Below are 24,306 nucleotides of genomic sequence, written 5' to 3'. Positions count from 1 at the left end.
GCCAGACGGCCCCAGTCGTCCGTATACCGCGTGCGCCCCGCTGTGTACATTTGGTATTCCCGCATCAACTCCATGCCCAACGAACAGCATCCTGCGGCCTCGGCAGATCAAGCCGAGGCCGTTCCCGAACGATCAGCCGACGGCACGACGGAGCCACCGTCCATCGCGGACAGCTCGCTGCGCCACCCGAGCTCACCGGCCACCCAGTCCGGCGCCTCGAACGCCTTCGAGGCACAGCCGGGAGAGGAAGTGCGCTCCAACACCGGCATGTTTCCGGTGCAGTCCCACGGTGCGCACCACCGGGACACCGATCCCACGGGCAAGCGCCTTGCCATTCTCACCCTCACTGCGCTCGGCGTGGTGTACGGCGACATCGGCACCAGCCCGCTGTATTCCATCAAGGAAATCTTCGGCCACCTGTACGGCCTGCAGCCCACCCGCGACAACGTCTTCGGCGTCCTGTCGCTCATCGTCTGGGCGCTCACGCTGGTCATCAGCGTCAAGTATGTGAGCTTCGTGCTCCGCGCCGACAATCGCGGCGAAGGTGGTCAGTTCGCCCTGCTCGCGCTGATCTTCCCGCGCGGTACCCCGCAGGGGTTCACCAAGGGCGGAATCTTCGTGGCGCTCGCCCTGTTCGGGACGGCCCTCCTGTACGGCGACGGCATCATTACCCCCGCCATGAGCGTGCTCGGTGCCATGGAAGGGCTCGAGTTCGCGGTCCCCTCGCTGGCGCAGTACATCGTCCCCATTACCGTGGTGATCCTCACCACGCTCTTCTTCGTGCAGCGGTTCGGCACCGACCTCGTGGGCAAGGCCTTCGGCCCCATCACGCTGGTCTGGTTCATCACGATTGCCACGCTCGGGGCGGTGGAGATTGCACAGCAGCCGTCCATTCTCGCCGCCGTGAACCCGATGTACGCCGTGCAGTTCGTGCAGGCCAACGGGTCGTTGTCCTTCTTCGTACTGGGCTCGGTGGTGCTCGTCATCACCGGCGGCGAAGCGCTCTACGCCGACATGGGGCACTTCGGACGCAAGCCGATCCGGCTGGCCTGGGTGATCCTGGTCTTTCCGGCGCTTCTGCTCAACTACTTCGGCCAGGGCGCACTGCTGCTCGAGAACCCTGCAGCCGCCGAGAATCCGTTCTTCCTGCTGGCGCCCAAGTGGTTTCTCGTTCCGCTGCTCATTATTGCCACCCTGGCGGCCATCGTGGCCTCACAGGCCATGATCTCCGGGGCGTTCTCCACCACGCGCCAGGGGATCGCCCTCGGGTTCATCCCACGGCTCGAGATCCGGCACACGTCCACGCAGGAAGAAGGGCAGATCTATATCCCCGAGGTGAACTGGTTCATCGCCGTCGGCTGCCTGATCGTCGTGCTGACGTTCCGCAACACCTCCAATCTGGGCGCAGCGTACGGCATCGCCGTGACCGGCACGATGCTCATCACCAGCGTGCTGTTCTACATTGTCGCGCGCATCCGCTTTCGTTGGGAACCCTGGCAGGCGTTTCTGGTGGCGGCACTCTTCATCACCGTGGATCTCGCGTTCTTCAGCGCCAACGTGGTGAAGCTGATGCACGGCGGCTGGGTCCCCATGGCGCTGGGCATCGTGTTGTTCATGCTCATGCTCACCTGGAAGCGCGGCCGGTTGCTGCTCATGCAGCGCCTCACCGACGGCACCATGCCCATCGGGCTCTTTCTCGACGGGGTGGAGAAGTCGAAGGTGCACCGCGTCGCCGGCACTGCGGTGTTCATGACCGGGAGTGACGACGGCGTACCGCCCGTGCTGCTGCACCACCTCAAGCACAACAAGGTGCTGCACGAGCGCGTGCTGCTCGTGTCAGTGAAGACGGCGGACGTACCGGAAACCAGCGCCGCGGAACGCGTGCGCGTGACGGCGCTTGGCCACGGCTTCTGGCGCGTGGTGGCCTCCTACGGCTTCATGCAGACACCCAACGTGCCGCAGGTCCTCGAGGTCGTGGACCAGATGGGCATTCGCTGCAAACCGATGGAAACGAGCTACTTCCTCGGGCGCGAACGTCTCATTCCGGTGGCCGCGAGAACGGGCGACAAGATCGTGCTCTCCCGATGGCGCAAGTGGGTCTTTGCCCTCATGGCGCGCAACGCGCGGTCCGCCACCGAGTTCTTCTGCATCCCACCCAATCGGGTGGTGGAGCTGGGGACCCAGATCGAGTTCTGACCCGCCGCATGGCGCGCCGTCGTGCGGCCCAGGTCCGGCGTTCGTCGGACCTGGGCGTCAGTCACCGCCCACCGGCACGGGCTCGAGCCCCGGAGCCGGAGCCATGGTGCCTTGCTTCAACCGGCGTCGCCGTACCATCTGGTCGAGCAGGGTGTACACCACCGGCGTGACATAGAGCGTCACCAGCTGCGAGAAAGCGAGCCCCCCAACAACCGCGAGCCCGAGCGGTTGCCGCGATTCAGCGCCAGCGCCGAAACCCACCGCAATGGGCAACGTGCCCATGAGCGCGGCCATCGTGGTCATCATGATGGGGCGGAAGCGCACACGCGCCGCCTCGAGAATGGCGTCGCGCGGGGTCATGCCATCGTTCCGCTCGGCTTCGATGGCGAAGTCGATCATCATGATCGCGTTCTTCTTCACGAGACCGATGAGCATGATGACGCCCACGTACGCGTACACGCTGAGATCCTTGCCGAAGATCAGCAGGGTGGCGAGCGCTCCCACAGCGGCGAAAGGCAAACCCGAGAGAATCGTGATGGGGTGGATGTAGCTCTCGTAGAGGATGCCGAGCACCACGTAGATCACGAAGATCGCCACGACCAGCAGCGCCAGGAGTCCGCTCTGTGCCTGCGCGAACGCCTGCGTGTCGCCGCTGAGCGCGCTCGTAACGCCCACGGGCAACACGGCCGCCGCCTCACGTTGCACGGCATCCACCGCCGTCCCGAGCGCGACGCCGGGGCGCGTGTTGAACGAAATGGACACGGCCGGCTGCTGCCCGTTGTGCTGCACCGAGACCGGCCCCACGCCCTTGCTGAAGGTGGCCACCGAGCCGAGCGCCACCAGACTGCCCGTGTTGGAGCGAACGAACAGCTGACCAAGCGCCGCCGGGTCCTTCTGGTACTCTTCCTTCAGCTCGAGGATGACCTGGTACTGGTTGGTCTGCGTGTAGATGGTGCTGACCTGTCGCGAGCCGTAGGCATTGTACAGCGCGTTCTCGATCTGGCTGGCGGTCACGCCAAGCGCCGAGGCGCGTTCGCGATCGATCACGATGCCGACCTGCGGATTGCCCACCTGCAGGTCACTCGAGATGTTCTCGAGCTCCGGCAACTCGCGCATGCGCTGCTCGAGCGCCCGCGCGCTGGTGTACAACTCCGCAATGTCGGCGCCCTGCAGCGACACCTGATACGCGCTGTTGCCCCGACGGCCGCCAATGTTGATGGGCGGTGGATTGCGGAGGAACACCTGCACGCCGGGCACGTTTGCCGTGGCCCGCGTGATCTCGCGCATGACCTGGTCCACGTGGGGACGCGTATCGCGCGGCTTGAGCGTGAGCATGAGGCGGGCGCTGTTGCTGCCGCCGCCCGGGCCGCCGCCGATGGACACACTCACGCGCTCCACATGCGGGCTCTGCTCGATGATCTTGCCGACTTCCCGCCCCTTCGCCGCCAAAGCCTCGTAGCCAATGCCCTCGGGCCCTTCCACGGAGCCCTGCACGCGGCCGGTATCCTCGGAGGGGAGGAAGCCCTTGGGGATGTAGACGAACAGCCCCACGGTGGCGGCCAGTGTGAAGGCACTGAAGAGCATGGTGAGCCCGCGGTGCCGCATGACCCAGTGCAGCGAGGTCACGTAGGCGCGTTCGCCGCCCTGATACAGCCGCTCCACCGACCGCCAGACCCCCGTGGGCTCCTCATGCCCTTCACCGCCCTTGAGGAACTTGGCGGCGAGCATGGGCGTGAGCGTGAGCGACACGAAGCCGGACACGAGAATCGACACGCCAATGGTGACCGCGAACTCGCGGAACAGCCGCCCGACGATGCCGGGCATGAACAGCAGCGGAATGAACACCGCCACCAGCGACAGCGTCATGGAGAGAATGGTGAAGCTGATCTCCTTGCTCCCGTCGAGCGCCGCCCGCATGGGCGACTTCCCCATCTCCATGTGACGCACGATGTTCTCGAGCATCACGATGGCGTCGTCCACCACGAACCCCACGGCGAGCGTGAGCGCCATGAGGGTGAGGTTGTTCAGGCTGTAGTCCAGCGCCCACATCACGATGCAGGTGCCGATGATCGAGAAGGGCAGCGCCAGCGACGGAATGATCGTCGCCCGGGCGTTCCGCAGGAACAGGAAGATCACCATGACAACGAGCGCCACGGTGAGGGCCAGCGTGAACTGCACGTCCCACACCGCTTCTTCGATGGCTTCGGCGCGATTGAACACCGTAAAGGCGCGCACGCCGGGGGGGAGCTGCTCGATGAGCTGCTCCATTTCGTGCTCCACGGCCTTGGCGGTGGCCACGGTGTTCACGCCGGGCTGCCGGATGATGGCCAGCGAGATGTTGCTGACGCCGTTGATTTCGCTGAAGCCGCGCAGATTCTGCAGTCCGTCGTACACGGTGCCCAGATCACCGAGACGCACGGGCAGGCCGTTGCGATTCGCCACGACCAGCTGGCGGAACTCGGCCGCGTTCTTCAGCTGACCGGTGGCCTGCAGCGTGAACGACTGGTTGGGCCCCATGAGCACGCCAGCCGGGGAATTCGAGTTCCCCTGATTGATGGCCTGCTGCACTTCGTCAATGCCGATGCCGCGCTGCGCGAGGGCACCGGGATCGAGTTGCACGCGCACGGCATACTTGGCCGAGCCGTAGATCTGCACCTGCGCAACGCCGGTCACGGTGCTGAGCTTCTGCCCGATGAACGTTTCGGCGTACTCGTTCAGCTCCGCGCGTGACATGACGTCGGAGGTGAGCGAAAACATCATGATGGGGGCGTCGGCCGCGTTCGCCTTGTTGTACGACGGCGGATTGATCCCCTGCGGCAGCTGGCGCAGCGTCTTGGAGATGGCCGACTGGACGTCGGCGGCGGCCTTGTCGATGTCCCGATCGAGGTTGAACTGGATCGTGACGTTGGTGTTCCCCTGTGAGCTCGACGACGTGATGTTGTCGATGCCCGAGATGGTCGCGAACTGCTGTTCAAGGGGCGTGGCCACCGAGGTGGCCATCACTTCAGGGCTCGCGCCGGGGAGCCCCGCCGATACCGTGATGGTGGGGTAGTCGATGGTCGGCAGATCGCTGACCGCGAGCCGCTGATACGCCACCGCCCCGAAAATCAGGATCGCCGTCATGACCAGCGTGGTCATGATGGGACGGCGGATCCAGATCTCGCTGAGATTGGAGTTGCCCGTGACTTCAGGCGGGACGTCGTTCGCCGGTCGTTGCTGACTCATCGCGTGGGTCCTCCCTGGCCTCCCGAACCGCTGGGCGCCTGTCCGTTCACCCCCTGACCGCGGGCCGAGCCGTTGCGCGCCCGCCCACCGCCCGCGTCAGCCGCCCCGGCGGGCTTGCGCAGCTGAACCGGCGCCCCGTCGCGCAATCGGGCCTGTCCCTCGGTAATGACCGTTTCACCACCCGTGAGGCCGCTATCGATCTTGACCAGCGCGCCGGCGGCGCGTCCCACCCTGACGGCCTGGCGCTTGGCCTTGCCATCTTCGAGCAGGTACACGAAGGTGCTCGTGCCGGAGGTGACCACCGCCTCCGACGGCAAGGTGATGGCGTTCTCGTCCACACTGAGCTGCAGCAGGACCGTCACGAATTGCCCCGGCCACAAACTGCGGTCGGTGTTGGCCACCCGCGCCTTCAGCAGCACCGAGCCGGTGGCCCGGTCCACCTGGTTGTCCACGAAGGTGAGGGTGCCCGTGATGCTGCGAGTACTGTCGGTCCCGCCCGGGAGGACACGCACGGCGAGGGCCCGGTCGAGCCCCGCCCGGCGGCGCAGCTCTTCGAAGTCGCGCTCGGGAACCGGGAAGCGCACGAGGACCGGCCGCAGTTCGTTGATGGTGACGAGCTGATCGGCGGAGGCCCGCACCAGGGAGCCCCCCTTGAACAGCAGCTGTCCCGTGCGCCCGGAAATGGGGGCGCGCACCGTCGTGTTCTCGAGATCGAGGCGTGCCCGCTCGAGCGACGCGCGACCGGCCGCCACCGTGGCCGCCAGCGCCGACGCTTCTGCAAACGCCTGGTCGAGCTGCTGCTTCGTGACGTACCCGTCCTTGGCGAGGGTGGCGAACCGGACGGAGTCGCTGCGCGCGCGCACCAGCGTGGCGTCGTCCCGCGCCAGCGTGCTCTCCAGCCGGTCCACCTCGGAACGGAAGGGGCGCGGGTCGATCTGGAAGAGCACCTGCCCTTCGCGCACCTCATCCCCTTCCGCGATGGCGACGCGCGTCAGCTGCCCCGACACCAGCGACTGTACCGCGACCGTGCGATTGGGCTCCACCTGCCCGCTGGCCGTGACCACATAGGGGAGGGGGGCGGCCTTGGTCGTCGTCACCGACACCGTGGGCACAGGCCGCTGCGGCCGCGCCGGCTCCTTGCAGGCCGCCAGCGAGCTGATCAGGACAACCGTCGCGGCAGTGGCGACGGCGTGACGACGCGGTATGGAGCGCTGGCGGACCGAAGCCCTCAGTGTAACAATTGCGGACATTCGCGGGGCGAACGACAGGGGAAGGGCGCGCGGCCCCCCGCCCTCGGACGGGGTTCGCGTGTATGGACTGCTGATTCTACGTCAGCACAGTCTCCAGCGTTGCCGCGCCGGGCCCAGCCGTCTCGTCCGTCAGAGCACCACGGTGCGGATGAGCCGCCCCCGGGGCGCGAGACGCGCCGCGCCCGATCGCTCGGGGAGCCCCCGCAGGTCGCGCACTTCGATCTCCACCTCGCGCAGGCGCTCCTGAAGGCGCTGCCCCATGTCCTCGAGGGCACGCTGCATGGCGTCGCCATCGAACTCGAGCTGACGGCCATTGAGGCGCACGCGTGCACGGGCCCCCCCATCGCGTTCGAACTCGAACCACTGCGGTTCGCTCATGCGCGGGGCGTCACTGATCGCCTCGACGGTCACGGTGACGTCGCGCACCCGTCCGGCGGACCACACCCGCAGCGCGAGGGTCTTCCCCGGCTCGACCTTCTGCACGGCGCGAACGAAGCGGTCAACGCGGGCCGATGCGGCCTGCACGTCGTCAACATCCTCCCGCGGCACGCGGAGATCCTCACCATTCACGGCCGCGATCCGTTCCCCTTCGACGAGGCCGGCCTTGTCGGCTGCGCCGCCGCTGGTGACGCTGCTGATGAAGAGCCCCAGGGTATCGCGAGCATGACCCGTACCGCCGACGCGTACACCGACCATGCCGCGCGGCACCGTTCGCTCACGCGTCTCGATGCGCTCACCCGGTACACGCGCGCGCCGCTGCTCTTCCAGCGCGGGAGCGTTGGCGCGCTCCAACTGCGCCACCGACGTGGCGGTGACCGTCACCGTGCGCACGGCAGCGCCCTGACGCACCTGGAGACGCACGTCGTCGCCGGGCTTCACGGTGGCCATGGTGCGCTGCAGCCGACGCTGCGCGAGCCCCGCGAGCGCTGGATCGTCGAGGTCGATCGATGAGACCCGAAGACTGATGCCGTTGATCTCGGTGATGAGATCGCCGGCCGCGAGCCCCGCGGCTGCGGCCGGGCTGTTGGGTTCGACCGACTCCACGCGCACGCCGAGGCTGTCGCCGCGGCTGCTCGCGGCGAGCACCACGCCCAGCACGGCGCGATTCGTTGCGCCGCCGCGTACCACCGTGATGGCAGCCGGCGATCGCAGGATGCGCACGTCGCGCTCCTCGACGTCCTGCGCTGCGCACGGCCGGCTGCTGATGACAAAGAGTCCCCCGCACACGACCACGGCGGTCACGGCAAGGGAGCGTACAGAAAATGGGACCAGCATCTTGCGCGCCTCGTTGGAATGTTCACGAGGTCTGACACGAAGGCCGCCGACAGGGTTGCCGCGCCCGTCGGGGGACGCACCGGAGCGCGTGGCCGTCGACGCGCCACCACCCCCCTGGCCTAAACGACGATGTTGAGGAGCCGCCGGGGCACGAAGATCACCTTCTGCGGGGGGCCCGTCACAAACTTCGCGACCGCCTCGTCCGCGGTCGCCAGCGCCAGTGCCTCCGCCTGCGCGATCGCGGCCGGCACCCGCAGCTTGCCGCGCACCTTGCCGTTCACCTGCACGACGAGATCGACCTCGTCGTCCACGAGCAGCGCCGGATCAAAGGCCGGCCACCCCCCGTCGAACACACTCGTGGGGTGCCCGAGGACCTCCCAGCACTCTTCGGCCAGGTGCGGCGCGAAAGGGGCCGCGAGTTGCACGAGCGGCAGCACTTCGTCACGATGTGGCGTGCGCTCGCCACGGCGTACGGCGTTCATGTACTCCATCATCGCCGCGATGGCGGTGTTGTAACCGAGGTTCGCGGTATCCTCGCCCACCTTCTTGATGGTGCGGTGCAGCTTGCGCAACACGTCGGCATCCGGCGTGCCCTCGGCGGAGGCATCACGTACCGACGCCCACAACCGGTCGAGAAAACGACGGACCCCGCTGATCCCCTGATCGCGGAAGTCACCGCCTTCCTCGTAGGGCCCGAGGAACATGAGGTACATACGGAACGCGTCGGCGCCCCACTCCTCCATGTACACGTCGGGGTTGATGACATTGCCCTTCGACTTCGACATCTTCGCGCCTTCACGAATGATCATGCCGTGCGCGCGGAAGCGCGTGAACGGCTCCTCGAAGTCGATGAACCCGCCGTCCTTCATCACCATGGTGATGAAGCGCGAGTAAAGCAGGTGCAACACGGCGTGCTCGTTGCCGCCGATGTACGAATTCACCGGCAGCCACCGCTTGGTGGTGTCGGCGTCGAACGGCACGTCGCTGCGCGTGGCGCTGGGATAGCGCAGGAAGTACCACGCGCTGTCGAGGAACGTGTCACTCACATCGGTTTCCCGACGCGCCGTCTTGCCACAGGTCGGGCACGGCACGCGATACCACTCTTCGTGACGGGCGAGCGGCGAGATGCCGCTGTCGTCCGGTTTGAAGTCGGGGATGTTGGGGAGCTCGACCGGCAAGTCCTGTTCGGGCACCGGTACCGCCCCGCACGCATCGCAGTAGATGATGGGAATCGGGGGGCCCCAATAGCGCTGCCGCGAAATGCACCAGTCGTGCAGGCGGTAGTTCACCACCGCCTTCGCCTGTTGCTGCTCGGCGAGCCACTCGGTGACCGTGCGCTTCGCCTCGTGCACCGGCAGGCCGTCGAACGCGCCGCTGTTGACCAGGCGCCCGCCGTCGTCGTCGGTGAAGGCGGCATCGCCGAGCGGCGTGTCGGCGTTGTCGTTGGGGCCCGCGACCACGCGCACGATGGGCAGCTTGAACACCTGGGCGAACTCGTAGTCGCGCTCATCGTGTCCGGGCACGGCCATGATGGCGCCGGTGCCGTACTCCATGAGCACGTAGTCGGCGATCCACACGGGAATCTGCTGCTTCGTGGCGGGATTCACCGCGTACGCGCCGGTGAACACGCCGGTCTTGTCCTTCGTGCTCTTGCGGGAGACGAGGTCCTGCTTCTTGGTGGCCTCGACGTATTGGGTCACGGCCGCGCGCTGCGCGTCGGTGGTGAGCGTGGCCACCAACGGATGCTCGGGAGCGAGCACGAGATACGTGGCACCGTAGATCGTGTCGGCGCGCGTGGTGAATACCGTCACGCGTTCGTCGTGACCGGCGAGCGAGAAGGTGAGCTGCGCGCCCTCCGACTTGCCAATCCAGTTGCGCTGCGCCTGCTTGGTGATGGCCGACCAGTCGAGCCATTCGAGGTTGGCCAGCAATCGCGGCGCATACTCGGAGATCTTGAAGAACCACTGCTCGAGGAAGCGCTGCTCCACGGTGGTTCCGCACCGCTCGCACTGGCCGTCCTCCACCTGCTCGTTGGCAAGCACGGTCTTGCACGACGGGCACCAGTTCACGGCTGCGGCCTTCTTGTACGCGAGCCCCTGCTTGTGAAGCTGCAGGAAGACCCACTGTGTCCACTTGTAGTAGTCGGGACGCGAGGTGTCGACCTTCTGGTGCCAATCCACCATGAAACCGGCGCGCCCGAGCTGTCGCGTGAAGTTCGCGACGTTCTTCGGCGTGAGCTCCATGGGGTGCGCCCCAATCTTGAGCGCGTAATTCTCGGAGTGGATGCCGAAGGCATCGAAGCCGAGGGGCTGGAACACGTCGTGTCCCATGAGCCGGTGGAAGCGCGCGGAGATGTCGCTGCCGGTGAAGGCGAAGAGGTTCCCCACGTGCAGCCCTTCGGCGCTCGGGTAGGGGAACATCATCAGGGCGTAGAACGGGCGCGTGGGGTTCTCGAGATTCGCGGTGTTGGTGCCGCGGTCGGTCCAGCGCTGCTGCCACTTGGGCTCTACGGCCGCGGGCACATACGGAGTCGGGGCGTCGGTCTCGTGCATCCCGCGTAATCTAGCGGGGTCGGGGTCGAACGACGCGATGCACCCCGCGCGATCGACCACGCGTTGGCGGGGACGCGTTGGCGCCAACGTTTCGGCACCCACGCGTTGGCAGAAACGCGGAGAGGCGCGGGCACCCACGCGGGCAACGACGCGAAAACGACGCGAAAACGACGCGGGAACAACGCGGGCGACTGGGCTTCGCCGGTCGCTGGTCGGGGTCGGGGTCGGGGTCGGGGTCGGGGTCGGGGTCGGGGCGCCCCCACGCCCCAACCACGCCCACAACCACGCCCACAACCACGCCCCGCGCGGGCGCAGCCCGCCGCGCCCCCAACCCAGACCCGCGTTGTCGCCACGCGTTCGTGCACGCGTCGGCGCCGGCGCCCCTCCGCGTTCCTGCCAACGCGTGGGTGCCGAAACGTTGGCGCCAACGCGTCCCCGCCAACGCGTAGTCGATCGCGCGCAGTCCCCCGCGTAGTTCCCCGTCGCCGGATGGGCGACTATCGCCGGTACAGGTACGCCGCCTCCTCGAGCCGCGCCCCGCGCTCGTCGCACACCGCGAACCGGCCGCCGGAGTACAGCGTCGCGCCGCCGAAGTCGCCAGCCTTGGTGACGGCGTAGAACTCGAGGTCGAACCGCGGACGCCCCCCGGCGCCCAGCAGGCGCGGCTCCGTCATCGCCACCACGCGCTCCAGCACCTTGAGACACGCCTGCTGCGGCGCCATCCCCTGTCGCATGAACTCCACGACCAGAAACGACGCGCAGGTCTTGATGTTCGCCTCGCCGCGACCCGTGCTGCCGGCAGCCCCCACCGTGTTGTCGCAGTACTGCCCGGCCCCCACGATCGGCGAGTCGCCGACCCGCCCGGGGATCTTCCACGCCATGCCGCTGGTGGTCGTGACCGAGCCGATGTCCCCGGCAGCATTCACGGCATTCATGTTGATCGTGCCGGTCGTGAACTTGATGCGGATGTCGTCGCTGTGGTCCAGCCACGCATCGTTGGGGTTGAGCCGAGACTTCCACCGCATCCAGTCCTGGCGCGACTTTTCGGTGAGCAGGTTCTGCTCCTTGAACCCCATTGCCCTGGCAAACCGCCCCGCGCCCTCGCCCACCAGCATCACGTGGTCGGTGTAGTCCATCACGGCCTTGGCCACGAGCGACGGCGTGGCAATGCCTTCGATGCACGCCACCGCGCCAGCGCGCCGGGTCGGCCCGTGCATGCAGGAGGCGTCGAGCTGCACGACCCCTTCCTCATTGGGCAGCCCACCCAGCCCGACCGACTGATCGTCCGGATCGAGCTCCTGGATGTTGACCCCGGCAATGGCGGCGTCGAGCGGGTCAGCACCGGCCACCATCCGGTCGTAGGCCACCTGGACGCCACGAAGGCCGTTGGATGACGAGACCACGCACGGACGCCCGCGGAACGGCGTGACCGCCCCGGGCGCCGGGGCATCCCAGGCGTCCGGCAGCCGGGGGAGGAACCCAGCCGCAGACAACGCAGCCGAACGCTCGAGGAATTCGCGGCGAGACCAGGTCATGGCGAGGCTCCGGAACAGGGGCAGCATGCAGCGTGGTATGTACCCTGCCGACGTTAGTCGAATCGGGTGGCCGTGGCGAGAGCCCATCGCAGCCGTCTGCCTCCCCACGGCCGGGGCCCACCGCCCCGCCACTCCCACCGCCTGCCTACCAGCCCCCATGTACACACCGGCCGAAATCGCCGATCAGCTGCGCGCCACTGCTTTTCTCGACGGCTTCAGCGACGCCCACCTCTGGAAGCTCTCCCGCCATGTGACGCCGACGGTCCTCGACGCCGACGCCACGATCTTCAACGAAGGAGAGCCTCGGCAGCGGTTTGCCGTGCTGTTGAACGGTGCCGTGGCCGTCGAGAAGGCGGCCGATGGGCGTACCGTTCGCCTGGTGACCCTCGGTGCGGGGGAAGCGGTGGGGGAAGGACTGCTGCTCGACGACAGCAATCATGGCACCACGGCCCGCGTCATCATGCCGGGCCACTGCGTCATGGTTACCCGGGCCCAGCTGGACGAGATCACCCGCGAAGCCCCCCAGTTGTACGCCGCGCTGGTCGCGCGGGCGGCACGGGCCATCTCCGCCCGCCTCCGACGCGCGGACGCCACGCTGGTCGGTCGCGGCCGCACGCTGGGCTTCGGCGGCAACCGCACGCGGGTGGAGCACGACCTGCTGGGCGAGCGGGAGGTCCCGTTCGAAGCACTCTACGGCGTGCAGACCCTGCGAGCGCTGGAGAACTTCCCCATCACGGGGATTCCGCTGCGTGAGTTCCCGGTGCTCATCGAGGCGCTGGCGGCGGTCAAGGAGGCAGCCGCGCAGACCAATCGCGAACTGGGGCTGCTGGACGACATGACGGCGGAGCTGATCGTGCGCGCGGCGCGCGAGATCCGGGCCGGTCGCCATCACGAGCACTTCCTCGTGGACATGATCCAGGGCGGGGCCGGCACGAGCACCAACATGAACGCCAACGAAGTCATCGCCAACCGCGCGCTCGAACTGCGCAACGAGGTGCGGGGCAGGTATCACGTGGTCAGTCCCAATGACCACGTGAACCTCTCGCAGTCGACCAATGACGTGTACCCCACGGCGGTGCGCCTCGCCCTGCACCGTAACCTGGCAACCTTTCGCGACGAGTTGGGGCGGCTGGCCGACGCCTTCGCCGAAAAGGGGCGGGAGTTCGCGCCACTCCTGAAGATGGGGCGCACCCAGATGCAGGATGCCGTGCCGATGACGTTGGGGCAGGAGTTCATGGCCTTTGCGAATACGCTGCGTGAGGATGTGGACCGGTTGGCTGAGGCGCAGGGTCTCATCCGCGAGATCAATCTGGGCGCCACCGCCATCGGCACCGGCATCAATGCCCCGCCGGGATACGCGGAGCTCGTGGCCGCGCACCTGACCGCCGTGTCGGGGGTGCCGGTCATCACGGCCCCCGATCTGGTGGAGGCCACCAGCGACACGGGGGCGTTCGTGCAGCTGTCGGGCGTCATGAAGCGCACGGCGACCAAGCTCTCGAAGATCTGCAATGACCTGCGCCTGCTCTCGTCGGGGCCGCGTGCCGGTTTCGGCGAGATCAACCTGCCGGCGATGCAACCGGGATCATCGATCATGCCGGGCAAGGTCAACCCCGTGATCCCCGAAGTGGTGAATCAGGTGTGTTTCGACGTGATTGGCGGTGACGTGACCGTGACCATGGCGGCGGAAGCCGGTCAGTTGCAGCTCAACGCCTTCGAACCGGTGATCGCGTATCGGCTGCTCCGCGGCATCGACATGCTTCGCAACGCCTGCACGGTGCTTCGTGAACGCTGTGTGACCGGAATCACGCCGAACGTCGATCGGATGCGGCATTTTGTAGAGCACTCCATCGGCATCGTGACGGCGTTGGTGCCGGTGATCGGTTACGAGCAGGCAACCGACGTAGCCCGCAGTGCGCTTGCCAGTGGACGTGGCGTGTTCGAAATCGTCCTCGAACGCGGCCTCCTCTCGAGAGCGCAGCTCGACGCGATTCTCGACCCCGAAGCCATGACCGCGCCGCGTTTCACGCAGGAGTTTGCGGCGGTTCGTCCCACGCCGTGAATGCGTGGCGGCGCGGTGATGCGGGGAACGTGAGCGGCGTCACCGATCCGGTGTGTGATGGGTGTAGCTCCACTGTGACTTGCTCGTCCTTGAGCAAACATCACGTGTCCCTACTGACCTGATTCGATGCGCACGATTCCCGACTGCTTCGCCGCCGTTCGTTCGTTCGCCACCCGCTCCCGGTTGCGCGGCACCACGATGCTGGCCCTCGTCCTCACCGCGTCGTGCACCGCACCGACCGATGTGACGGGTGTCTCCGGCAACGGAACAGGAGGCGGCACGCCTCCCGCGGTGGCAACGCGCATCGACCTGTCGGCCGCAACGGTGGGGCTGGGTGCGGTCGGGGCAACCGAGAACGTCACCGCCATTGTGCGCGATGCGGCCGGCACGATGTTGCCGAACGCCGCCGTGAACTGGAGCAGCGACGACATCACCGTGGCCGACGTATCGGGGGCCGGGCGCACCGCCATCATCACCGCGCGCGCACCGGGCCGTACCACCGTTCGGGCCACGAGCGGTGCCGCCACACAGGAGCTGGTCGTGCAGGTGAGCATCGTGCGCGGCATCGCCTTGCCGGCCACCGTGCAGCTACGAACCGGGTCCAGCGCCACGCTCACCCCCACGCTCGACGCCGATGCCGGGGCCGCAACGGCCATCCGGTGGGAAAGCGCCGATCCCTCCATCGCCTCCGTCTCCTCCGGCGTGCTGACGGGACTCCGGACCGGCGTCGCGACCGTGCGCGCCATCGCCATCGGTGACCCGCGCGTGTCGGCAAGCACGCAGGTCACCGTGACGGCCCCGCGCAGCGTGACCATCCGCGACATGCCGGCCGATCTGACAATCGGCGACGAGCGGCAGCTGACCGCGCTGGTGGATGTGGACGAGAACGAATCCCGGGACGTGGAGTGGAGTTCGGCTACGCCCACCATTGCGACGGTGACCTCCTCCGGCCGCCTGGTGGCGGTGGGCCTTGGCACCGCGCGCGTTCGTGTCCGGTCACTGGCCTTCAATGGTCTGCGGGATTCGGCCAGCGTGACCGTTCGCGTGCCCCGCACCGTGTCGGTGTCCCCCCGCACCAGCACGCTGGCGCCGGGTGAGACCCAGCAGCTGGTGGCCGCCGTGCAGATCGACGAAGGCATGAGCACCGCCGTGACCTGGCGCGTCTCCGACCCGGCAGTGGCCATGGTGGCGTCGACCGGGCTCGTAACCGGTGTGGCGCCGGGCGTCACCACCGTGACCGCCGTGTCGGTGGCCGACACCACTCGTCGCGGCAGTGCCACCATCACGGTGCAGGCGAGCGTCCGCAGCGTGTCGGTGTCACCAGCGGTCGCCTCGATCGTGCTTGGCGGGACGCGCCAGTTCACCGCCACCGTGACGGGCGACCTGGGGGTGTCCACGGCGGTCACCTGGCGTGCCGGTGATCCGGCCATCGCCCAGGTGGCGGCCAACGGTATCGTTACCGCGCTCGCGCAGGGCACCACCACAATTACCGCTGTCGCGGTCGCCGATACCATGGTTCGGCGCAGCGCCACGGTGACGGTCGTCCCGGTCGTCCGTGACCTCACCGTCGAACCGGCGGCCGCCTCCATCGCGGTAGGCGAAACGCGCCTGCTGGTCGCTGCCGTGTCGGCCGACGCCGGAGCCAATACCGCCGTGACCTGGCGCAGTGCGAACGCCGCCGTGGCCACGGTGAGTGCGTCCGGCGTCGTCACCGGCGTCAGCACCGGCTCGGCCACAATCACCGCCGTCTCGACGGCCGACACGACACGCCAGGCCACGTCCCTCATCACGGTGCGCACCGCGCAGACCGTGCTCGGCGTGACCGTCACGCCGGCCGCGTCGTTCGTGCAGGCCGGCCAGAGCGTGCAGCTTGTGCCCGCCGTGCAAGTCAGTGGCGGGGCGTCCACGGCGGTCACCTACCGCAGCGACAACCCCGCCGTGGCAAGTGTGAACTTTGCGGGACTCGTGACGGCGCTCGCCAGCGGCACCGCCACCGTGACGGTCGCTGCCGTGGCCGATCCGACCCGCTTTGCCACCGCGGCGATCACCGTGTCGGCGGCACCCACGCAGCTCGCCACCAGCTGGAGCAGCGGACGACTGGGTGGCGCCCTGTATGAAGACGTGGTGTCGGTGGACGCCGCCGACGCGACGAACGCCTTTGCCGTGAATTCCCGCGGCGATGTCTTCCGGCTCAGCGGCGGGGCATGGACGCTGTCCACCCGCGGCAGCGCCCACGGCACGCAATTCCTGGCCGTCAGCACGACCGGGCCGTCGAGCGCCATGGCCGTGGGCACCAACGGCGTGATCGTGCAGTTCAATGGCACCAGCTGGCAGCGCATGATCTCGGGGACGCAGCAGACCCTCAACGGCATCCATCTCGAGGACGCGGCCAGCGGCTTTGCCGTCGGTGCCGGCGGACTCGTACTGCGCCTGAACGGATCGGGATGGACCAGCATGCCGTCGGGCTCGACGCAGACGCTGTACAGTGTCTGGACCCTGGGGAACACCGGCTTCGTTGCCGGCACCAACGGGGAGCTGCTGCGGTGGAACGGGACGACGTGGAGCCGGCAGAGCTCCGGCGTCACGGAAACGCTCTACGGGGTGCACGGGGCCAACGCCAACAATGCGGTGGCCGTGGGCGCCTCGGGCGTGGTGCTGCGTTGGAACGGGGTGTCGTGGGTTCGCGTGATCAGTGGCGTGACCTCCGACCTGTACAGCGTGGCCGGGAGTGCCGCCAACAACGGCCGCTTCTACATCACGAGCGACGACGGGCTCTATGCCCTGAACGGCAGTACGCTGTCGCTGGTCGGCACGCCGTATGCCCCCCGCCTCTTCGGGGCATCCATCGATCCGGCCGGCAACGTGTGGACGAGCGGTCAGCGTGGGAGCGTCATGCGCTTGAGTGGCTCCACCTGGGAAACGGTGAGCCTGGCACCCGACCTGATCGACGTGTGGACCACCTCGCCGTCCAACGCGTGGGCGGTGGGCGAGTTCGGCTTCGTGTACGGATGGAATGGCTCCGTGTGGACGCGTCAGACAACGCCCACCACGGCCACCCTCAATTCCGTCTGGGGTGTGAGCGCGTCCGACGCCTTCGCGGGTGGCGATGAGGGCACGCTGCTGCGCTGGAACGGCTCGTCGTGGAACGCCATGAGCTTCCCGTCCACGGGACATGTGTACGGCCTGTGGGGCACCGACGCGAGCAACGTCTACGCGGTGACCTCGAACGGGGAAGTCCTGCGCTTCAACGGCAGCAGCTGGTCGCTCGTCGTGACCACGGCGAGTCCGCTCTGGATCGTGCATGGGGCATCAGCCAACGACATTCTTGTGGCGGGCGAGAACGGCACGGCGATGCGCTTCAACGGCTCGGCGTGGACCGACTTCCGACTCCCCACAACGGGCACCGTGGCCGGCGTGTGGACTGGCGGAGGGGCCAACGTGCTGGCCGTGGGGTCCGGCAACTCGGGACTCACCGGGGTCTCCTTCCGCACGGCCGGCAACACGTGGAACAGCGTCCCCCTGCCGACATCATCGGTACTGACGTCGGTGTGGGGCCCTGCCCCCAATGACGTGTACGCCACCGGTGAAGGCGGCGTGATCCTGCGCTGGAACGGCAGTGGCTGGAGCACCATGAACAGCGGCATCACCGACCAGCTGTGGTCGGTGAGTGGCTCCCCGAACGGCGCCGGCGGCGCGTTTGCGGTGGGGTACAACAGCACGGTGGTCGCAGGGAGCAGCGCGGGTGCCATGCTGCGGGCCGGCGTACGGGTCGCTACGGGGGCACGCACCGCCTCACTCGCGCCGCGCGCCGGGGCCACGCTCGTTCGCGGGCCGCTCCCGGTCGGCGTGGCGCGACGTCAACGGCGCTAGTGCGCGCTGTCAGTCGCGGGCGAAGGCGGCCAGCGTTGGGCCCATCGCGTCGATGGTCTCGCGGGCATGCCACCGGTCCTTGCCGTTGTAGAGGAACGCAAAGGCAAGGATCTCCCCGTTCTCGGCAGTGACGTAGCCGGAGAGGCCGATGACCTCGTTGGTGGTGCCGGTTTTGGCGTGCAGGTTGCCCTGCGCCGGCGTGGCACGCATGCGATGGCGCAGCAACTCCGACTCACCCGCCACCGGCAGCGAGGCGTGGAAGGCGCTGCCCCACGGGGCGCGATGCGCATGGTCGAGCAGCTGCACCAGGGCGCGCGGGGTGACCCGGTCGAGAACCGAGAGGCCACTGCCGTCGGTCGCCGTCACGGCATCCGACGCGGCACCCACCTGGCGCGTGAGAAAGTCGCGCAAGGTGAACCCGGCAGTCTCGGCGGAGCCCACCGCACGCCGTTCCGGGCCGCGAGCGGCATTGCGATACAGAAGCTCCGCGAAGATGTTGATGCTCTCGCGGTTCATCACGCTCACCAGCCGCGCCAGGGGCGGTGAGGGAAGACTGGTGATGAGCGCTGCCTGCTCCGGCGTACGCCCGGTCCGCAGTTCCCCATCGACGCGCACGCCCTGCGCCACGAGGGCGGCCTTGAACGCGCCGGCCGTGAAGGTCACCGGGTCGCCCACGACCAGCTGATAGCGCGCCGTGCCCGCCCGCGCTCCCACGGTACCGCTGACCACCACGCGGTCGTCGCCCACGCGGCGGGCGCTGATGCGGGTTCCGCTGCCGGGCACCGTACGCACGGTGTTGGTGATCATCAGACCGTGCGTCTCCGGCTCGAGAAACACGGAGGCCACCCCGCCTGCCTTGCCGGGCGTCACCCCCACGATGACGATATTCTCGTTGAGCGACAGTGCGGAAAACGGCGCGGCATAGCCGGCACCGGCGTATCGCGACAACCAGCCTTCCGGGATCCGGCGGCTTTCGAGTCCACTGGCGTCGGCGACCACATCTCCCGTGACGTGCTTGATGCCGGCACCGGCCACCAGTTGGGCCAGCAGCGTCATGGAGCCCCCCGGCCCACCGCGCACGAAGCGCGGCGACAGCGACGGATCGCCGTCACCACGCAGCACGAGATTCCCCCGCAGCGTCCCGTCGGCAGCGACGGTCCCATCACGCAGCACATCGGTGCTGAACGTGTGCTCGGCGCCGAGCCGGTCGAGCGCGATGGCCGCGGTGAACAGCTTCATCGTGCTCGCCGGAACAAGCCGCGTGCCCGCGCCGTGGGCGAACAGCGTGTCACCGCGCGTGAGGCTCACCACCATGGCGCCCCAATCGCCATTGCGGGTGCGACTGCCGAGCAAGGTGGCCAGATCGGCGGTGAGGGCACCCGCACCGCGCGGCGTCGTGTGGCGCAGGACCGGTACCACGGGGACCCGGGCGCGTCGCGCCGATTTACCGGTGGCCCGCGTGGACCGGCCGGCGGGCTTCTTCTTGCTCGCCTTGCGCGGGGGCTGGCGTTTTCGTGCCTGGGCAGGCGAGGCCGGTGCCGCCAGCGCCGAGACCGCCAGCGCCGAGGGCATCGCCTGAAGCGTCCGTCCGGATACGGTGGGCACCACCAGCAGCTCCACCAGCAGCATCGCCAGCAGCAGTCCGCCGGTCGTACGTCGCGAACGACGGACGAGCGAGCGTACACAACGGATCATGACATCACACCTTGAGGACGAAACCGCGCTTCGCCGCAGCTCGCAGGACGAGATACCAGAACGTCACGAAGGCGACGGCGTAGGCAAACGACGCTTCCCGCAGCGGAAGCCATGAGGCGAACGCCGTGTTGAAGATAAACCCCTGAGCTGACACGCGCGTTCCGTCGCCGGCGTCCCACGTCCAGATGGAGGCCAGCCCGCGTGCCATCAGCCCGGAGCCGAGGAAGGCCAGCATCGGGTTGATGCCATAGACGAGGAAGGGCGATGTCCATTGTCGCCACTGCCGCACCTCGATGAGCCACATGCAGGTGGCGAGCGTGACCGATGCCATGCCGGCGGTGAACACCACGTACGAGCTGCTCCAGATGTTCTTGTTGATGGGGAACACCCAGTGCCACATCGCGCCGATCATCATGGCGAGTGCCCCCACGGCGAACAACCCCGCGAGGCGCTCGGTCAATGCACGCGCGCTCAAGCCGATCCATTTGCCGGCGAAGGTGCCACAGATGACGGTGCCAACCGCGGGCAGCGTGCTGAGGATGCCCTCGGGATCCCAGGTCTTGCCACCGCTCCAGAGATGCGCGGTGCCCAGCAGTTGGCGATCGAGCCACGCGCTCAGCAGCTGGTCGGGTTGGTCGAGCACGTAGCGGCCCGGCACGCCGGTATCCGGCACGGGAACGAGCGTCATCAGCGCCCAGTATCCGAGAAGAATGGCGCCGAGCACGACGAGCTGCTGTCGCAGCGTCGTGCGCCAGGTGAGCAGCCCGGCCAGCAGGTATGCTATGCCGATACGCTGCAGCACGCCCATCACCCGCCAATGCTCCACGCGGTGCACGATCCGGTCGAGGACGGTTGCCCCCTCGAGAGCGGGCGGCCACGTGAAGAACGGGAAGCCCGAGAGCAGGAAGCCGAAGAGAAAGATCAGGGCACCGCGCCGGAACAGCTGGCGGAGGATGGCACGCTCATCGTCACCGCGGGCACGCCGCGCGCGCAGCGAGAGCTCCGTGGTGATGCCGACGATGAAGAGGAAGAATGGAAAAATGAGGTCGGTGGGGGTCCAGCCGTGCCACGGCGCGTGCTGCAACGGCGGGTAGATGGCCGACCACGTTCCCGGATTGTTCACGAGCAGCATGCCGGCGACGGTCATGCCGCGAAAGACATCCAGCGACGGGAGGCGCTCGGTCTTCAAGGTGAGGCTCACGAGCCGGGTGCGGCGGCCGGTGCGGCGGCCCCCGCCGGCCTCGTGACCGAGGAGGGCAGTCGCCAACCCGTGGAATCGCAACGGACGGTGATGTTGCGAACCGGTGCCACCCTGCCCTCGAACTCACCACCCACGTAGTGACCACCGAGGGTGACGGTCACCGTATTGCCGTTGTCGGCTTCCTTGTTGCCCTTGTACACCACCAGCATGGTCGTGTACGGGCCGGCCTCTTGCAGCTTGGCGCGCACCTGCGCCTGGTTCTTCGGATTGTCGTTGTAGTAGTACGTCGGTCCCTTGTCCTGGAGCGACGTGAAGCCGTCTTCCGGCAACGCGGAGTCCGTTCCGAATGCACTCAGAAAGCGCTGCGGACGCGGATTGGCGGTGGTGATGTAGTCGAGCACGGCCACGCGCAGCGCGGTGGTATCGCGGCCAGCACACTGCGATGGGCTCGCCTGGGACGCATCGGCGCGCCTGGTGCCCGTGGCCCTGGCTTTCGCCCCGCCATCGGTGCAGGCGCCCAGCAGCAGCACGGCGAGTGGCCGGCTCTGCGCGAGCACTCGGAGGAAAAAGGGACGACAGGAAGTCATGCCGGAGTGTCGCGCAGGTGAGCCACGTTGTCGAGGGCGCCAGCGGGAATCCCGTCCCGCGCGGTGCCGCGCGGCCCGTGGGAGCGCGTCAATCCCAGCTGCTGTCCAGTTGATCCTGCAGCGCCGCCAGGGCGTACGCCCACCGTTCGTGCAGGGCGCGTTCGTCGGTGCTGGCCGGCAGGTTGGTGAGTTCCACACTCACGGTGCAGCGGGCATTGCCCTGTCGCGTCACCGTGATCGCCACCAGCGTCCCGTCGGGAAAGGCAAGACGGATGAAGCGTGGGGCCAGCAAGCTGACGACGCGATACAGCTGCTGCGGCGCCCACCCGCGACGATCGGGGTCGTTGATGGCCCGGATGACGGCGCTGGCGGGTACATTGAGCGTGCGTTGCACGGTCACCGCGCTGCGCGCGGCCGTCTGGGGGGCTGCCGCGGGGGGGGCTGCGCCCCGAGCGGGCGGGAGCGTGTCCCGGCTGGAGCTGCCGCCGAACTGTTGCTTGGGGGCCCCGCGTGGCGGTCGTGCACCGGTCGCCTGCCCGTCGCCACGTGCAATGCCGCCGGTGGGCTTTCCGCCACGTGCCGGCGTACCGCTGCGCCCACCGGCGCGCCCGCCGCTGCGTCCGCCGCTGCGCCCACCACTGCGTCCGCCGCCGCCCTGCTTGCCACCCTTCATGGCGTGGTGGTGGGCACCCACCCCACCTGCGCGCTCTCTTCCGTGTCCTCGCCGCGATTGGACCACTTGAAGAAGACCACGGTCATGACGGCATAGAAGAAGACGCCGCCGGGGATCCACATGATGAGCCCCCCATACTGCTGGTCCTGCATGGGCGTGATCCCCAGGATGCGCGGTGCCGCCGCGTAGGCGGGATACAGCAGGGTGTCGGCCATGGCGATGTAGATCGAGATGATCGACATGGGGATGACCATGAGGAAGCAGTACAGCATTTGCGCCGGATACGCCGCGCGGGGGAGCTCCGGCAGCGGCGACATGAGCGGCCACCACATGAGCACCGACGCGGCGATGAACATGAGGTGCTGCGCGATGTGCACGCCGTGATTGGCCAGCGCGAGGTTGTACAGCGGCGGCAGATGCCAGAACGCGAGCACCACATTGAAGGACACGAAGCACCAGGTGATGCTCGTGAGCGTGCGCGCGGCCCCAAAGAGCCCGGGGCGGCGCAGCAACGGTCGCAGCATCCACCCCGGTGTGCCCGCAATCATGAGCGGGGGCACGATCAGGGTCAGCAGGAGGTGCTGCACCATGTGGCCGCTGAACAGGTAGAAGTCGCTCACGTCGTGCAGCGGCCCGTTCAGCGTGAGGAAGAGCAGCGCCAGCGACGTGAAGTACGCCAGTCGCTGCGCCGGCGTGGGGCCCTGTGGCGCCGCGGCCATGTCCAGCTGCGTGGCATTGGCCGTGTGTGCCGTCACCGTGACGGGCAGCCGATCCGCCGCCGTGGGCCCCTGCTTCGCGCGCCAGATGTAGGCGGCCGCGAAGATCGCGATGCCGATGGTGGTGCTCGGGTGAACCGAGAACTCGGAGAGCGAAAGGCGGGCGACGGGATGCAGCAGCGACATACGCGAAATCTAGCGGGGTACCGCGAGCGGGGAGACCCGAGCGGTGAGAATCAGAGGTGAGGCGGTGGGGCGAAGAATTGAGCCGGGATAGCAGTGAGCGTTGAGGGTTCTCGCGGTGGGAGTTGAGAGGAAATGGAAAGGGGCACCCTGAAGGGCGCCCCTCTCAATTCTCGCTGCGAGAACCCTCGTGCTCACCGCGATCCAGGCTGAACTCTCAGCCTCGCCATTTTCGAGGCTCAGCGCTGGGGTCCGAGACTCACGTCAGCAGTCCGAGCCGGATCACCAGCTTGCTGAACAGGAACAGCAGGCCGATCAGCGTCAGCCCCGCTACCATGAGCGGGCCCGAAAAGAGCGCCTTGAACAGCTTGTGGTCGTACTTGAGGTGCATGTAGTACGCGACCACGAGAAAGAACTTGACCGCCGACATGGTCAGCATGCTCGGCACGTAGATCGCGCTCTCTTCCCACGGCTTGTAGTAGTAGGCCGACACCTCGGCGATCGTGATGACCGTGAGGATCAGCGCGATGATGCCGTAGGTGCCGGGCCCCGGATGCTCGTGCGCGTGTGCGTCGGAGTGACTGGCCATCATCGCCTCACTTGATCAGGTAGATGAGCGGGAAGATCACGATCCACACCACGTCGACGAAGTGCCAGTAGAGCGCGGAGATGTCCACCAGCAGGGCATCCTTGGGCTCGAGGCCTCGCTTGTAGTCGATCGCGAGCAGCGTGAACAGCCAGAGCACCCCCACGGTCACGTGCGCACCGTGGAACCCGGTGAGTGTGAAGAAGCTCGAGCCGAACAGGTTGGTGCGAATGGTGAGCCCTTCGTGCACGAACGAGGTGAACTCGTACGCCTGGAACATGAGGAAGATCGTGCCCAGCAGCGCCGTGGCCCACAGCCACAGCTTCGACGAGCCCTTGATCTTGTCCCACGTGGTGATCTTGGGCTGATACTTGGTCTGCACGGCGTTGAGCGCCATCACCATGGCCACCGACGACATGAGGAGCACGAAGGTGGAGGCGCTCGTGACCGGGATGTCGAGGATGGGCTTCATGACTTCGCCCGTCGACGGATTCGTCCACGCCTCGTGCGGATACGGCCCCTGCGGGCTGCGTCCCTTGTACACGAGATAGGTGGAGATCAGCGAAGCGAAGAGCATGCATTCGGACCCGATGAAGGTCCAAATGGCGATCTTGCGGTTGTCGAGGCCCAGCGAGGTGTGGTGGTGACCGCCGCCATGGGCGTGGCCATCACCATGGGCGAGGGGAGCAGTAGTCGCAGTCAT

The 24,306-nt window shown here is 67.7% G+C and carries 15 protein-coding genes; 3 read left to right on the top strand and 12 right to left on the bottom strand.

Features of this window, described 5'->3' with window-relative positions:
• Positions 1-72 precede the first annotated feature (72 nt).
• Complete coding sequence (locus tag O9271_RS05530; protein WP_298266898.1) at positions 73-2,196, top strand: KUP/HAK/KT family potassium transporter; 2,124 nt, start codon at positions 73-75, stop codon at positions 2,194-2,196.
• A gap of 57 nt (positions 2,197-2,253) precedes the next feature.
• Here O9271_RS05530 and O9271_RS05525 read toward each other — a convergent pair whose 3' ends face one another.
• The 5 genes from O9271_RS05525 to O9271_RS05505 all read right to left on the bottom strand — a co-directional run bounded on the left by O9271_RS05525 (position 2,254) and on the right by O9271_RS05505 (position 12,033).
• The gene (locus O9271_RS05525; protein WP_298266896.1) at positions 2,254-5,421 is read right to left on the bottom strand and encodes an efflux RND transporter permease subunit; all 3,168 of its coding nucleotides are present in this window, start codon (positions 5,419-5,421) and stop codon (positions 2,254-2,256) included.
• The gene (locus O9271_RS05520) at positions 5,418-6,518 is read right to left on the bottom strand and encodes an efflux RND transporter periplasmic adaptor subunit (RefSeq protein WP_298266893.1); all 1,101 of its coding nucleotides are present in this window, start codon (positions 6,516-6,518) and stop codon (positions 5,418-5,420) included. Before O9271_RS05520 ends, O9271_RS05525 begins: the two co-directional genes overlap by 4 nt.
• Before the next feature lie 282 nt (positions 6,519-6,800).
• Complete coding sequence (locus O9271_RS05515) at positions 6,801-7,946, bottom strand: PDZ domain-containing protein (protein ID WP_298266890.1); 1,146 nt, start codon at positions 7,944-7,946, stop codon at positions 6,801-6,803.
• A gap of 119 nt (positions 7,947-8,065) precedes the next feature.
• On the bottom strand, positions 8,066-10,498 hold the full coding sequence (gene leuS / locus O9271_RS05510) for a leucine--tRNA ligase (RefSeq protein ID WP_298266888.1): 2,433 nt from the start codon (positions 10,496-10,498) through the stop codon (positions 8,066-8,068).
• A gap of 497 nt (positions 10,499-10,995) precedes the next feature.
• A complete protein-coding gene (locus O9271_RS05505; protein ID WP_298266886.1) occupies positions 10,996-12,033 on the bottom strand; it encodes a N(4)-(beta-N-acetylglucosaminyl)-L-asparaginase in 1,038 nt (345 codons plus the stop codon).
• A 157-nt stretch (positions 12,034-12,190) separates the two neighbouring features.
• Here O9271_RS05505 and O9271_RS05500 point away from each other — a divergent pair, with 157 nt between their 5' ends.
• Positions 12,191-14,092 carry an aspartate ammonia-lyase gene (locus O9271_RS05500; protein ID WP_298266884.1) on the top strand — a complete coding sequence of 634 codons (1,902 nt, stop codon included), beginning with the start codon at positions 12,191-12,193 and terminating at the stop codon, positions 14,090-14,092.
• A 126-nt stretch (positions 14,093-14,218) separates the two neighbouring features.
• Positions 14,219-17,962, top strand: coding sequence for an Ig-like domain-containing protein (locus O9271_RS05495; protein WP_298266882.1), 3,744 nt, complete (start codon positions 14,219-14,221; stop codon positions 17,960-17,962).
• A 9-nt stretch (positions 17,963-17,971) separates the two neighbouring features.
• Here O9271_RS05495 and dacB read toward each other — a convergent pair whose 3' ends face one another.
• From dacB to O9271_RS05460, 7 genes are all read right to left on the bottom strand, one after another.
• Positions 17,972-19,657 (bottom strand): D-alanyl-D-alanine carboxypeptidase/D-alanyl-D-alanine-endopeptidase, encoded by a 1,686-nt coding sequence (dacB, locus tag O9271_RS05490; protein WP_298266879.1) that lies wholly within the window; start codon positions 19,655-19,657, stop codon positions 17,972-17,974.
• A gap of 4 nt (positions 19,658-19,661) precedes the next feature.
• Positions 19,662-20,858: a hypothetical protein gene (locus O9271_RS05485; protein WP_298266877.1), complete on the bottom strand. Its 1,197-nt coding sequence runs from the start codon at positions 20,856-20,858 to the stop codon at positions 19,662-19,664.
• On the bottom strand, positions 20,855-21,445 hold the full coding sequence (locus O9271_RS05480; protein WP_298266875.1) for a hypothetical protein: 591 nt from the start codon (positions 21,443-21,445) through the stop codon (positions 20,855-20,857). Before O9271_RS05480 ends, O9271_RS05485 begins: the two co-directional genes overlap by 4 nt.
• An 88-nt stretch (positions 21,446-21,533) precedes the next feature.
• Positions 21,534-22,118 (bottom strand): hypothetical protein, encoded by a 585-nt coding sequence (locus tag O9271_RS05475; RefSeq protein WP_298266873.1) that lies wholly within the window; start codon positions 22,116-22,118, stop codon positions 21,534-21,536.
• Positions 22,115-23,020, bottom strand: coding sequence for a cytochrome c oxidase assembly protein (locus O9271_RS05470; RefSeq protein WP_298266871.1), 906 nt, complete (start codon positions 23,018-23,020; stop codon positions 22,115-22,117). Before O9271_RS05470 ends, O9271_RS05475 begins: the two co-directional genes overlap by 4 nt.
• Positions 23,021-23,276: 256 nt before the next feature.
• Positions 23,277-23,609, bottom strand: a complete 333-nt coding sequence (locus O9271_RS05465; protein ID WP_298266868.1) for a cytochrome C oxidase subunit IV family protein — start codon at positions 23,607-23,609, stop codon at positions 23,277-23,279.
• 4 nt (positions 23,610-23,613) lie between these two features.
• The gene (locus O9271_RS05460) at positions 23,614-24,306 is read right to left on the bottom strand and encodes a cytochrome c oxidase subunit 3 (RefSeq protein WP_298266865.1); all 693 of its coding nucleotides are present in this window, start codon (positions 24,304-24,306) and stop codon (positions 23,614-23,616) included.

Source organism: Gemmatimonas sp. (genome assembly GCF_027531815.1).
Taxonomy (GTDB): domain Bacteria; phylum Gemmatimonadota; class Gemmatimonadetes; order Gemmatimonadales; family Gemmatimonadaceae; genus Gemmatimonas.
Note: the sequence above shows the minus strand (reverse complement) of the source record. Positions and strands in the feature narration are given on the sequence as shown.